A 13,328-nucleotide genomic window follows, 5' to 3' on the forward strand; every position below is an offset into this window, starting at 1 on the left:
ACTTTTAATTAAATAAAAATGAAAAACATCCGAGCCATCATATCACAAGACAATGTTATTAAAACAGGCCTAATCCTAATCACTATATCTGCCGGGCTCTTCTGTATTGAAGAGTTCGGCCTTTTTACATTGACGGAGGGAAACGCTTTCGGGGCCTTTTGTATCAATTACCTGGCATCGCTAAGCTTTTTATTTATGGTGATTTACAAAGGGTTTAAACGGCTGCACTATTGGGTGCTGCTATTGGTACTCTGGTTTATCAGCGCCTTTTCCCTAAACCGCAGCATGAATGTTTTCGACCAGTCGGTAACCTGGCTTTGTGTAGTGATCTGGGTATCATGCATCGCGCTTATCCTTTCTGTTTTTATAGACGAGCTGAGCCGGTTTAGCAAACATGCTACAGTGTTTTTGTTAGGGATAGCCCTAATGCTGTTTGTTTATTATGGCGTTTACCTAACATCTATATACATTTTGGGTGTGTTTGCTGCTATAGCATTAGGCTTTTCGTTGCATGTTTTTGTGCCGGCGGGGTTGGCTATAGCAACCATCATCACCCTCAAAAAATCTTTAAAAGGAAGCCTGTCGTTAAAAGTGGCTTTTGCTGCAGGGTTATTAGTTCCCATCATAGCTTGCGGCATTTTTATATGGCAATGGAAAAGTATTAATAAACAGGTTAACCTAGCCATCAACCATAACACCTTATCACAGGGTAAGCTGCCCAATTGGATGGTAATAGCCCAAAACATTCCCAAAAATGCCCTGGCCGAAAAGATCATTAAAGCCGGTATAGTTTACAAAACAGCTAACCTGAACGATAATTGGTTGTGGAGGGATCTGGATCATTTTACGTTCGGGGAGCAAAAGAAACACGATCCCTTTGTGGTGATAGCCAGTGTTTTTGGCGGAGAACTTAACCTTGATGAAAGCGAGCGGATCAAAATATTACAGGCCATGTACGATTCACGCCACCAGGCGCAGGAGCGTTTATGGAATGGCGATAAGTTAAGCACCGCCAATGTAATTACCAACGTACAGATCTTTCCCGAATACCGTTTGGCTTACACTGAAAAAACATTAACAATACGCAACAGCGCCGAGTACGGTTGGTGGGCAAGGGGCGAGGCCATTTACACTTTCCATATTGCGGAAGGTTCGGTAGTAAGTTCGTTATCATTATGGATAGATGGTAAAGAAGAGAGATCAAGACTTACCACCAAAGGCAAAGCCGATTCTGCTTATCACCAGGTTGTAGGCGTTGAACAGCGGGATCCTTCGGTGCTACACTGGCAGGAAGGCAATACCGTATCAGTGCGCATTTTCCCTGCACAACACAGGAAAATAGGAAGTTTAAAGTGGGCATTACCAGTCCGCTGTTAAAGCGGGGCGATATGCTTAGTTATCAGAGTACTTATTTTGACGGCCCAACTGCCGAAGATGCTACCGAGGGCATTCAGGTATCATTCAGCAAAAAGCCCGAAGGCCTAAACATGCCCAACTATAACGAAACAAGCGCCGGTGTTTACACAGCCGACAGGTATTATCAACCCGATGAAGAGATCACCTTTAAAGCTCCTCCCCTTGCCGGTACGCCTTTTACTTTTGCCGGCCATAGTTATCAATTAAAAGATTACCAACCGCAAACCTCGGTTTTTAATCCCGAGCGGATCTATCTGGATCTGAATGCCGATTGGACATCAAACGAGCTCAACGAGCTTTGGCCCGCTATCAAAAACAAAAAAGTGTATTACTACGATGGTAAGCTGGAAAAATTAACCGACGAGGATCGCGATGCTGTTTTAACCAGGATGAGAAAACTCAATTTCAGCATGTTCCCGGTTAACGAGATCAAACATCCCAAAAGCTCCTTGCTCATTACCAAATGTGCCGAAACCTCACCAAATCTGCACGATCTTGATGAATCGGAATTTGGGAAAGCGCTTACCGCTTATCTCCCTAAAGCCGCGCCGCTACAAGTATATAACATCGGCAACAGCTTAACGCCCTACTTAAAAGCATTGAAGGAGATGCGGGTGTTTATTTATAACGAAGGCGATATGGCAACCCTGCAAAACCGGCTGACTAAACACCAGTTTACCAATCCGCAGGAAGATCCAGAACATGTTGTGCTTGCCCAATCGGGCTTGATGATAGCGCAAACTGCCGACACTTTAAAAACTGGTAGCGCGCCTGATCACTTGCTGCGCCTGTTCGCTTACAATGATATTATGAAAAAGGTCGGTCCGCATTATTTTGATAAAACCTATTTGCAACCCGATATTATTGATGAGGCAAACCAGGCCTTTATCGCCTCGCCGGTCTCGAGTTTGATTGTTTTGGAAAGCCAGGATGATTATAAACGCTTCGGCATTGATGAAAACAAGAACAGCCTTCAAAACGCATCGACCCAATCATCCGGCGCGGTACCCGAGCCTGGCGAGTGGCTGCTTATTTTGGTGGTATTAGGGGTTATTAACTTTTTGGTATATAAAAACAAACATGTTCAGCCGGAGCTATAATTTGCAGGAGTACGCGCCATTTAAATTAACCGGCAGCCGGTTTGTTATAAACAGCTGCTGGTTAATATATATAGGTATAGCGTTAAAATTATGCCTCACTTATTTTAAGTGGGATGCAGAAATGCTGCTCGGCCTTGCTCTGGTACCTTATATATGTAAGGTAAAGCGCGGCGGGTTTTCATTGCGGTATCTAATACCGGCGGTATTGTTTACTATTATCGCGCTCCGTTTCCCTGTTAAAACCAACCTGTTCCTGGCGGTGCTGTTTTGCGGGTTGTTATTTGTTGAAAATTTGAAGGGGAAGATCAGTCCGGTGCTGTTCCTGTTGCTGCTGCTTATCTCGCCCGCGTTTGAATACATCAGCAATACATTCAGCTTCCCGCTCAGGATCTGGCTAAGCGAGGTGGCTGCTAACATACTTAACCTGATGGGTACAGATGCGCATGCCTCGGGCAACATTATTCAACTTAAAGGCTCAGAATTTTCGGTAGATCAGGCCTGTGCCGGTCTGCATATGCTGGCTACATCATTCATGATAGGCCTGTTCATGATAGCCCATTACCAGCGGCAAACGGCAAAGCAATTGCACCTTGTGTGGGGTTTGTTTTTGTTGGTGTTTACGTTTGCTTTAAACATAGCGTGCAACCTTTGCCGTATTTTGCTGCTGGTTATTTTCAAAATTTTGGCGGGTACGATGATGCATGATCTTACCGGGATCGTCTGCCTGTTGGTTTATGTGGTATTGCCCCTGTTGGGCCTTTATACATTTGTGTTAAAACGAAGCGAAAAGCCTTACACCGATCCTCGTTTTCATAACACCATCCGCCTGGTGCCCGATGATCTTCGCTATCCTTTGATGCATTTTATCCTCGCTGTTTTATTACTCGCTGTTAGCTTTAATATTAAAACCACCAACGAGCTAAGCGATAAAGCCCTAAGCAATATCAACCTAAGCGGCTATCAAAAAAATGTACTGGAAAGTGGTGTGGTGAAGTTTGAGAAAGCGGGCGCGCTGGTATATGTAAAACCCTCACCTTTTTATTGCCCTGAGCACGACCCAATGATCTGCTGGCAAGGCAGCGGTTATGTTTTCAGCAAGATCAAAAAACAGGTTATAGCCGGAAGGCAGGTTTATTCGGGCATCCTCACCAAAGCAAAAGATAAAATTTACGCGGCCTGGTGGTTTGATAACGGCAACCTTAAAACCATTAATGAATTTGAATGGCGATGGAATGCGGCAAAAGGTGGAAAGCTTTTTTATTTGGTGAATGTAAACGCCGGGAGTGAAAAGGCTTTGTGGGAGGAGGTTGGGAGCTTGCCGGAGATGCCGCGGTAAAAACTTATATCATTGCGGGAAGTAAGAGCCGATGACATCAGGCGGGATGGTCTGTCCCTCTAAGTAATAAAAGCTGAGGCCTCTGAAGGAGTATATGACATTTAGCGGGCGGGCCTGGCACCCTAATCTTGTCGAAGGGTCGTGCGCAGAGGCCCTGTCAGCCATGCTTCGACAAGCTCGGCATTACTCCCATTTTTAACTTGTCATGGGTAGGCACGAAGCAATCGCATGCTATACAGGGCGGCTCAGCCTCCGTGCGGTTGCCACGCTACGCTCGCAATGATGTGGTTTAATCACTCACAACGCCAACTCCACCATCGGGTCCCAAAAAACAGTTTTAAAATTCTGCACCTGATCATCAACTACCGTCACTCCCTCACTTTCCAACATCTCGGCCATACGGTTACCGCCAAAGTGGCCCTTAGCAGTTAACAGTCCAACCCGGTTCACAACCCTATGCGCCGGAACCGGCGGCTTAGCACCACCTGCTGCCTGCATGGCCCAGCCTACCATACGCGATGAACCTTTGGTACCAAGATAAGCAGCAATAGCACCATATGATGTTACCCGCCCTACCGGAATGAGCCGGGCAACCTGGTACACTTTTTCAAAAAAATTAATATCCTCCATCAGGCGTTTTCGGGAAATGAAAACTTAAGGTAGTTAATGTTCTTGTTATCTTTTAAATATTTTTTCTCGTAGTAAGTTTTGATCGAGAGCACCTCATCAGCATGTTCTGAATGGTATAGGTCTTCAGTTTTAACGTGGAGGTTTAGTTTCAGTTCTTCAATCTTTTCGGCAGTGTAAGCATGTAAGCCATCGTTATCTGTTTTAAGGTTAACGAAGCCGCCAGGTTTAAGGATGCTGATGTATTTATCAAGGAAGCGCGGAGATGTTAATCGCTTTTTTTCGCGGCTTAATTGCGGTTGCGGATCGGGGAAGGTGATCCAGATCTCGTCAACTTCGCCGGCGGCAAAATAATCGAGCAAGTTTTCTATCTGGATCCGGAGGAAGGCAACATTAGGTACACCATCTTCAATAGCGGTTTTAGCACCGCGCCAAATGCGGTTGCCTTTATAATCGATACCTATAAAGTTTTTGTTGGGGAACAAGCGGGCAAGGTTCACGGTGTATTCGCCTTTACCACAGGCCAGTTCAAGTACTACAGGGTTATCGTTTTTAAAAAACTCACGACTCCATTGGCCTATAAATGGCTTGCCGGCATCTAACTGCAATACGTTACTAAAGGTTTCAATTTCGGCAAAGCGCCTTAACTTATCTTTTCCCACTTTAATTTTCTGAAATAAAGCGCAAAAGTATTGAAATTATTTAAAACCGATGATTTAGACAGTAGAGTGATTTAGCGAATTGATTTTTAACACGAATGCCTTGCGTGGCGTTGAGTAATTAAAACGAATTACACGAATTGAAGAATTCCCCCCGCGTCATTGCGAGTGAGTAAAAGCCGAGGCCTCTGAAGGAGATATGACATTTGCGGACGGGCCGGTCACTCTGAGCTTATCGAAGAGTAGCGCGCAGAGGCCCCACCCACCATGCTTCGACATGCTCAGCATGACACCCATTTTAAACTTGTCATGGGTAGATACGAAAAATCCCCAAGAGGCAGAGGGGCTAAGCAAATCTGCCCCGTACAGTCGGGGATTGCTTCGTACTTCGCAATGACGACTGAGAGAGAACCTATATGCCATTAACACAAATTGCCTTGCAAACAGCAAAGCAATTACTCGATTTTTTTAATGTAGATGGTAAAATACCTTATACCGCCGCTCCGCCAACCGGTTTTACATACGGTGCCGGTTTAAATTCCTTATCCTCTTTCTTTTTGGTGAATTTGGCAAATAGTGCTTTGGCTTTATCCCAAACGCCGGTTACGGTTTCTTCGCTTACGTAGTTTGACGCTTTTTGCGATACCAAACCAACCAGGGTTTTTACCAAAAAATTAGAATGTTTGAACAGCGTTTTATTTAATGCCAGCGGGAGGATAAACCGTGATACCAGGTTCAGCATATCCGGGTGGAAAATACTGGTGCCTTTAATAGCATCGCTATCATTTGAACGCGGAAATAATGTTAAAGCAGTTGAAAAGATAGCTGATGGGCTATTTACCCTTGCCTTCAGAGCGATGGCTTGCTCCTTTTCGAGGGCCTTGAGCCTGAATATTTCGGCCTGCAGATCGCTTACGTTAGAGATGTGAAGATCCATGGTTTATCTTTTAAATATTTTTTGAATAAAGATGTTGATAAGCGGCCTTTCGAGGCTCCGTTTAAATATCTTGATAAACATGGCTATCAAAAAGTACAAAACAGCTACGCATCCAAACCCTGCCCAATACGAATGGAATAAAGTGGCCAGGTAAAAACCAAGCGTAACACTGGCAAATAAAAAGGCCAGCACCATACTGATCACAACAACCAAATCGGCAATAATACTTGCTAAAATGGATGTGCCGCCTTCAATTGCTTCGTATTTTAAAAGCTTAAACCGGATCTCGGCATATTCTTTTAATTGTTCAATAATAGGTGGTACTGGTGGTGTAGTATCTTTTTTCTCTTCCATAGGTAAGGTTGTATATCCCGACCATAGCACCGCTATGCCCGGGATTGGGTATAAGATATTTAGGCGTGTTCCAGATCGTCCTGGTACTCTTCTTCGGCGCCTTTAATTTTGGTTTTGATATTTTCAACAACTTTGTCTTTTAAACCAACAAGGTTATCGATCTCGGCAGCAGCGGTATCTTTAATAGATTCGCCAAGGTTTTTTAACGATTCGCTAAGCTTATCGCGGGTTTCATTGCCTTTATCAGGCGCAAACAAAATGCCTAAAGCTGCCCCGGCCGCTAAGCCGGCCAGTAATGCAACAACTATTTTTGAATTATCGTTCATTGTAATATAATTATAAGTTGAACACTTGATTAGTTACTCGTAAATATCCTGCCAAATATGTGCATTTGGCCCATTTATTTTTATTTAAGTATAAATTAACTTTTACCCAGGCCTTTAATTTTTACATGGTGTTCACAAAACTGTTCAGCGCTGTACGCTTAACGTTATATGCTGTTAATGCGCTCAAGCCTGTCGGCCGCAAGGCGGTTGGTTTCGTATATTTCCATCAGCAGTAAAAAATACGATAACAATACCGGCCCGAACACTAACCCCAAGATACCAAAAAGCGGCAAACCTATAAAAACTCCAATAATGGATATAATAGGGTGCGTATTGGCTACCCGGCGGTTTATGATCATGCGCAAAAAGTTATCGATGTTGCCAATAAACAATAAACCGTAGGCCAGCAATAATACACCTTGCCAATTGTGCCCTTGGGCAAAAAGAACGATACTTGCCGGAATACAGAGCGTCGGCGCGCCAACCACAGGTAAAAACGAAATAAAGATAGCAATAACGCCCCAAAAAATTGGGTCGGGAATGCCAAAGATCCAAAATCCCACGGCCAATAAAATCCCCTGTGTAAGCGCTATGATCCCTTGTCCTAAAACGTTCGAATAGGTAGAATCGCGTAGGGCATTGGCAAATTTTAACGCGTGCTGCTCCCTAAAAGGGGCGTATTTGAGCAAACCAGCCTCAAAATCACGCATTTGCGTAAACATAAAATACAGTATAAAATACAATACCAGTAAGGTAATGAGCGAACCGGCAGCGCTACCTATTATGGTAGGGAACAAACCGGTAGCAAAACCACCTAATTTTTGAAGGGTATCTTCGGCCAAATGGGGCTGGTTAAGGTTTGCTGCCGCGAAGGCATCTATTTTGGTTGTCCACTGATCAATGGGCAAATCTTTGATATTGATGGAAGAGATCTTGCCCACCACCATAATGCTCAGCGTTAAAAACGGAATAACAATAACTATAAGCGAGAGAAAAATGATGAGCAATGCTACCAATGATCCGTTCCATCCACGTTTTTCGGCAAGGTTGAGATAAAGCGGTCTGAAAATAGTATAGAGTACAATTGCGCCGAGTATGGAACTGAAAAGCCCGCTAAGCGCGTACAGTAAAAAGCACCCTAATATAATGATGCTTGTAAGGATTATATTATTGCGTTGCTTATAGTTAAAGACTGACATTTAGGTTGATGTATTAATACCTGCTGCTTAGAGCAAAAAGAACGCCAAAAGTTTCAGCGTTATGGTATTAATTCAACGCTTTTATTCGGTTTCTTTAAGCAGGGTGTTTATCCGGGTCGAGCTGATGTTTATTGTGTCTATATAAAATAAAACATCTGTCGATGGATTTGGGATCTCGTACCGTAGTTGCTCAAGCGCCAATACGATGTTCGAGAGCTGGTTTTTAATATCATGCCGAAGCTTGCGTAAAGCCTCGGCATCATTTTTTTCATCACCTGCCATATTATTTCAGGTTAATGGCCTTCATTTTATTGTAAAGCGTTTTACGGTCGATGTTCAGGATCTCGGCAGCTTTGGTTTTGTTAAAATTAACTTCCCTCAGCACGCGGATAATTGTTTCATACTCGGCCTCAAGCGCGGCGTTTTTCAGATCGTGGCGGGGTTCTTTAACTTCAGGAACTTCGGCATGTGTTACATGGTGACCGTTGTTACTGCTGTATGATACCGGTTCGTACGATAATTTATAGGTCGACATTTCAAGCGGTAAGGCTTTCAATGTGATCTCATTGCCTTCGGTTAGCAGAGTAGCACGGCGCATCACGTTTTTCAACTCGCGGATGTTACCCTGCCAGCGGTAGTTCATAAAGCAGTCAACAACTTCCTGCGATAATGACTCTACATTACGACCAAGCTCCTGGTTGGCACTCCGTAAAAAATGCTCGGCCAGTAATATAATATCGTGACCGCGATCGCGAAGGGGCGGCATGTAAATACTAAATTCGTTAAAACGGTGGTAAAGATCCTCGCGGAAACGGCCTTTCTGGATACCCTCCTGCAGGTTCTCATTGGTAGCAATAATTATGCGTACATCCAGATCTATCTCCTTGGTGCTACCTATCCTTTTCACTTTACGTTCCTGCACGGTACGTAACAGGGCCGCCTGGATCTCGTATGATAAGTTACCTACCTCATCCAAAAACAAGGTACCACCATTAGCCATTTCAAAGTGACCAATTTTGGTATATAAAGCGCCGGTAAATGAACCTTTTTCGTGACCGAAAAATTCGCTTGCGGCAAGTTCTTTTGTAAGCGAACCGCAGTCCATCGCAATAAACGGCTGGTTATGGCGCGGGCTATTTAAGTGGATGCTTTTAGCAACCGACTCTTTACCTGTACCGCTCTCGCCTAAAATAATAACACTGTAGTTGGTAGGGGCCACCAGTTCTATCTGGCGGGCCAGTTCTTTTGATGCCTTGCTGGTACCGGTAACAAATTCGGCGGCGAAAACAGTTTTTTTAGGATCTTTAACTTTTGATTTTTCTGGTACTATTGCCGCCTGTGGCTCTTCATCAACCTCAACCAGGGCGTGGTGGGTTTCGAAAGCTTTATTTATAGTATTTAATATTTCGTCGGGATATAGCGGCTTGGTGATATAATCATAAGCCCCCATTTTGATCAGCTCAACGGCCATTTTTATGTCCGAGTAGCCGGTAATAATAATAACGCCGGTTTTAGGATATTGTAGCTTGATATTGCGCAGCATTTCGCGGCCATCAGTATCTTCCAGCCTGAAATCGCACAGCACCAATTGAAATTCGCCGTTTTTAAGCGCTTCCATCCCTCCGGTACCGCTGGATGCGGTACTTACGTCAAACCCATTACGCGTTAAAAACTTCGATAGCAATAACGCTACATTAACTTCATCATCAATGATGAGGATCCTCTTCATATTTGGCAATTATTGTAAGCGGTAAATGTATTGTTTGCTGTTAAAATACAAACAATGCGCTAATTTATACGATTTAATTAATAATAGGGTTCGGGTCTACTAAAAAATAGCAATAATAAAAAAGGGGAACCTTGCGGGTTCCCCTTTTTTAATAAGGTATATGTAGGGCCATATAATTAAAAGCCGTACGCTACACGTAAACCAATAAAGTTCACTTTGCTTGCATCAACACCAGTTGCATATTTGGTAGTTGCTTCGTAACGGATACCAGCATCAATAAAGCTGCTTGCACTTACCGGGAACTGAACACCAATTTGCGGAGCGTAAACAAAAGCGGTTGATTTGTTAGCGCCAACGTCAGATTTGTTTAACAAAAACGCTGCACCTGCTTCACCTTGTACGTAGAAATTATCGATAGGGAAGAATTTTAAACCAGCTTTAACAGGGATCAGGTGGAAATCTGTTTGGTCAAGGCCTTGTACACCACCGATATCTTTTTTACCAAAAATGTTGTTGTAACCTGCGTTAACAGTAACAAATAATTTGTTTGAAAGAACCGGGATATCAGCCTGTACCGAACCACCTAAATTCCATTTGTAGTTGTCTTTAAAATCGCCCAAAGGGATACCGGCGTCAACACCGATGCTATAGCGGATACCGCTTTTAGTAGTAGTAGTTGATGTAGAAGGGGTAGTAGGTGTAGATGTTTGTGCTTTTGCACCGAATGATAAGCCTGCAAATGCAAGGGCTAATGCTGAAATTTTGAATAAATTTTTCATAACTATTGTTGTGCTCTTTAAATGTTGTTGTTTTGAACACATGGCAAAGTAACAACAGAAATTAAATCCGATTTTTCATCCGAAAGTCACGAGTATTTAATCGATTGATTGATAATAATTTATTTTTTGACCCGATGGGTTCGATAGTCAGGAGATTGTCAAACGGATTATGAATTGCTTTTTTTCTGTCACATTTAACATTGGCTTAACATAGGTTTTTGGGGTGATTTTAGATGAAATCTGCGTGAAATTGGGGTAAATGCAGGTTAGGGTTAAAAAAGGGGATGTGATCTTTGGGAAGTAATTAGGTTGTCTGAACCGGGATTTGGGGGATTTATAGGATTTTGCTTGGTGCTTGTCTGAACTCGAATTTGGGGGGAATTATGTGAATTTATTGAATTTGCTTAGCATTCTGTGAATCCAAAAATCCCCCCCCCCAAATTCGAGTTCAGACAAAATCAACGTAATCAAAAAATCGGCGGTTCAGAAATATGGGCGTTCCCGTTAGCCAACGGGCCGGGCTTTACGTTCCAAGTCCTTGCTTTTCCCTCGCTCATTCTCAACGCGCGCTGTGGGCTTTCCACTGCAATCCCTAACGCTGGCCGACGCTCTATTCTTAAAGTTAAATAAAAATCATCATTACATTAACTTATCCACTCCCCTTTGCAAAAGGACCTCCACCCGATACTTTTAACCTCAAAAATATGATCATGAAAACCCCTGCGCGCTATTTATCACTACTTTTCCTTTTATCAACCGCTCTTATCGGCAAAGCCCAAACAGCTTCCGAAAAATTTAATGGAGGCAAGCGGGTGGTGATCATTATGATGGATGGCTTCGGCATGAGTTATTTTAATAGCGCGCCTATGCCCTGGTTAAAAGGTATGGTAGCCAAAAATTTTGTTAAACAGGTTGATGCGTTGATGCCTACGGTTACCAATGCCAACAACACATCTATTTGCACGGGTACTTTCCCCGAGGTTAACGGCATAAGCGGTAATTTTTTCCTGAACGATAAAGGCCAGGAAGAATACATGGAAGATAAAAGACTGGTACTTGCTCCAACTATATTCGAAAAGTTAAAAGCTGATGGCATTAAATCGGCATTGATCTCCAGCAAAAAGAAAAGTACCACCTTGCTATGTCGTGGTACCGATATCGTAGTATCGCCCGAAACCGCGGATACTTCGTGGATAAATAAAATTGGAACACCAGCAAGCATTTATAGCAGGGAAATAAACTACTGGTCGATGAAAGCGGGTATTTACCTGCTTAAAAATCGTCCGGATATCAGGTGCCTGTATATCCACACTACCGATTACCCCATGCATACCTGGGCACCAACGGATAGTAATTCCATACAGCACCTACAAAATATTGATGCCCTGTTAAAACAGATCAACGAAACTGCGCCGGACGCAACCATCCTGATCACAGCCGATCATGATGTGAACCATAAAAGCCGCTGTATTGATCTTCAAAAAATGTTGCTGCAGCAAAACGTTAAAATTAAACTGGCGCTAAGCCCCGAGAAGGATAAATACGTAAAACACCACCGCGGTTTTGGCGGTGCGGCTTATGTGTACTTAAATACTCCGGCCGATCAATCAACAGTTATTACCGCCCTTCAGAAAATAAAAGGCGTTGAAAACGTGTTAACCCGCAAACAAGCCGCCTCCAAATATCACCTTCCTCCAAATCGTATTGGGGATTTGGTTGTGCTTGGTGATTCGACCACAGTTTTTGGCGATTTGGAAACACAGGCCGAAGAGGATCTGCCGGAAACATACCGCAGCCATGGTTCGGTGTACGAATTGAAAGTGCCGGTTATTATTTTGAACGCGGGTAAAATGCCGGAAGTTTCTTATTTTAAAAACAATAAAGATCTGGCTATTTGGTTGGTGGATAAGAAGTATTGGTAGGAAGAATAACCACTACGTCATTGCGAGGTACGAAGCAATCGCGAACTATACAGGGTGGCTCTGCCTCCGTGCGATTGCTTCGTACCTCGCAATGACATGTTTTTAATTCGTGTAATTCGATTTAATTATCGCCAACTTGAATAGCATTCGTGCAGAAATCTACTCCCCCTTAAAATCCGCTTTCCTTTTCTCCAAAAACGCGGCCACTCCCTCTTTAAAATCTTTAGTACCGAAGCTTTTACCAAATTCTTCAATTTCGGTTTCGTAGCCATTTACACCATCAGTGTAGGCAGCATTAACACAACGGATGGCGGCGGCAATTGCCAAAGGTGCACGGGTAAGTATTTTACTTAAGATCTCTTCGGCTTTAGGAAGCAGCTCATCGGCAGTAACTACATGAGTAACCAGGCCATATTGCAGGGCTTCGGCAGCGGTGATCATATCAGCGGTAAGGATCATTTCGAGGGCTTTGCCTTTGCCTACTAATTGGTTTAAGCGCTGGGTACCGCCATAGCCGGGCATCAGGCCCAAAGTAACTTCGGGCAGGCCCATTTTGGCATTATCAGATGCTATACGGATGTGGCAGGCCATGGCCAATTCCAGGCCCCCGCCTAAAGCGAAACCGTTAACAGCGGCTATCACGGGTTTATTTCCGTTGGCTATCACATCAAAAACTTCAGAATGGCCGGTGCGGGAAAGTTGTTTTCCTCCCTCAATATCAAGGTCGGCAAATTCGCTGATATCAGCACCTGCTACAAATGCTTTTGGCCCGGCACCGGTGATGATTATACCACCTACTTCTTTATTATTAAAAGCTTCGGTAAAAGCGGCATGCAGTTCGGCAAGGGTTGCTTTATTGAGGGCGTTGAGTTTGCTTTCGCGGTTAATGGTGATGTATTGAATGCGTCCTTTATTGGTTATGAGCAGATTTTGAAATTCCATAG

The 13,328-nt window shown here is 43.6% G+C and carries 12 protein-coding genes and 1 pseudogene; 3 read left to right on the top strand and 10 right to left on the bottom strand.

Translation table 11 applies throughout. The features are described from left to right. Positions 1 to 18 precede the first annotated feature (18 nt). Positions 19 to 2,516: pseudogene (locus AAFN85_RS17815) on the top strand (XrtN system VIT domain-containing protein). Further along, entirely contained in the window at positions 2,497 to 3,852 is a 1,356-nt protein-coding gene (xrtN, locus tag AAFN85_RS17820) for an exosortase N (protein WP_347528963.1), read from the top strand. Before AAFN85_RS17815 ends, xrtN begins: the two are co-directional and overlap by 20 nt. Before the next feature lie 297 nt (positions 3,853 to 4,149). On the opposite strand, the gene AAFN85_RS17825 is transcribed toward xrtN, so the two are convergent. The 9 genes from AAFN85_RS17825 to AAFN85_RS17865 form a co-directional block, all read right to left on the bottom strand. After that, positions 4,150 to 4,482: an MGMT family protein gene (locus AAFN85_RS17825; RefSeq protein ID WP_347528964.1), complete on the bottom strand. Its 333-nt coding sequence runs from the start codon at positions 4,480 to 4,482 to the stop codon at positions 4,150 to 4,152. Then, positions 4,482 to 5,141: a tRNA (guanosine(46)-N7)-methyltransferase TrmB gene (trmB, locus tag AAFN85_RS17830; RefSeq protein ID WP_347528965.1), complete on the bottom strand. Its 660-nt coding sequence runs from the start codon at positions 5,139 to 5,141 to the stop codon at positions 4,482 to 4,484. The genes AAFN85_RS17825 and trmB overlap by 1 nt, the downstream gene beginning before the upstream one ends. 487 nt (positions 5,142 to 5,628) lie before the next feature. After that, on the bottom strand, positions 5,629 to 6,075 hold the full coding sequence (locus tag AAFN85_RS17835) for a hypothetical protein (RefSeq protein ID WP_347528966.1): 447 nt from the start codon (positions 6,073 to 6,075) through the stop codon (positions 5,629 to 5,631). 3 nt (positions 6,076 to 6,078) lie between these two features. After that, positions 6,079 to 6,429, bottom strand: coding sequence for a phage holin family protein (locus tag AAFN85_RS17840; protein ID WP_347528967.1), 351 nt, complete (start codon positions 6,427 to 6,429; stop codon positions 6,079 to 6,081). Between the two features lie 59 nt (positions 6,430 to 6,488). Next, the gene (locus AAFN85_RS17845; RefSeq protein WP_119406598.1) at positions 6,489 to 6,755 is read right to left on the bottom strand and encodes a YtxH domain-containing protein; all 267 of its coding nucleotides are present in this window, start codon (positions 6,753 to 6,755) and stop codon (positions 6,489 to 6,491) included. 164 nt (positions 6,756 to 6,919) lie between these two features. Next, the gene (locus tag AAFN85_RS17850; RefSeq protein WP_347528968.1) at positions 6,920 to 7,954 is read right to left on the bottom strand and encodes an AI-2E family transporter; all 1,035 of its coding nucleotides are present in this window, start codon (positions 7,952 to 7,954) and stop codon (positions 6,920 to 6,922) included. An 81-nt stretch (positions 7,955 to 8,035) separates the two neighbouring features. After that, positions 8,036 to 8,236, bottom strand: coding sequence for a hypothetical protein (locus tag AAFN85_RS17855; protein WP_347528969.1), 201 nt, complete (start codon positions 8,234 to 8,236; stop codon positions 8,036 to 8,038). A gap of 1 nt (position 8,237) precedes the next feature. Further along, on the bottom strand, positions 8,238 to 9,683 hold the full coding sequence (locus AAFN85_RS17860) for a sigma-54 dependent transcriptional regulator (RefSeq protein ID WP_347528970.1): 1,446 nt from the start codon (positions 9,681 to 9,683) through the stop codon (positions 8,238 to 8,240). Positions 9,684 to 9,859: 176 nt separating this feature from the next. After that, complete coding sequence (locus tag AAFN85_RS17865) at positions 9,860 to 10,462, bottom strand: hypothetical protein (RefSeq protein WP_347528971.1); 603 nt, start codon at positions 10,460 to 10,462, stop codon at positions 9,860 to 9,862. A gap of 710 nt (positions 10,463 to 11,172) precedes the next feature. Here AAFN85_RS17865 and AAFN85_RS17870 point away from each other — a divergent pair. Beyond that, positions 11,173 to 12,384, top strand: coding sequence for an alkaline phosphatase family protein (locus AAFN85_RS17870; RefSeq protein ID WP_347528972.1), 1,212 nt, complete (start codon positions 11,173 to 11,175; stop codon positions 12,382 to 12,384). Between the two features lie 159 nt (positions 12,385 to 12,543). Here AAFN85_RS17870 and AAFN85_RS17875 read toward each other — a convergent pair whose 3' ends face one another. Beyond that, positions 12,544 to 13,326 carry an enoyl-CoA hydratase-related protein gene (locus AAFN85_RS17875; RefSeq protein ID WP_347528973.1) on the bottom strand — a complete coding sequence of 261 codons (783 nt, stop codon included), beginning with the start codon at positions 13,324 to 13,326 and terminating at the stop codon, positions 12,544 to 12,546. Positions 13,327 to 13,328 lie beyond the last annotated feature (2 nt).

Source organism: Mucilaginibacter sp. CAU 1740 (assembly GCF_039839285.1).
In the GTDB taxonomy this organism is placed as follows: domain Bacteria; phylum Bacteroidota; class Bacteroidia; order Sphingobacteriales; family Sphingobacteriaceae; genus Mucilaginibacter.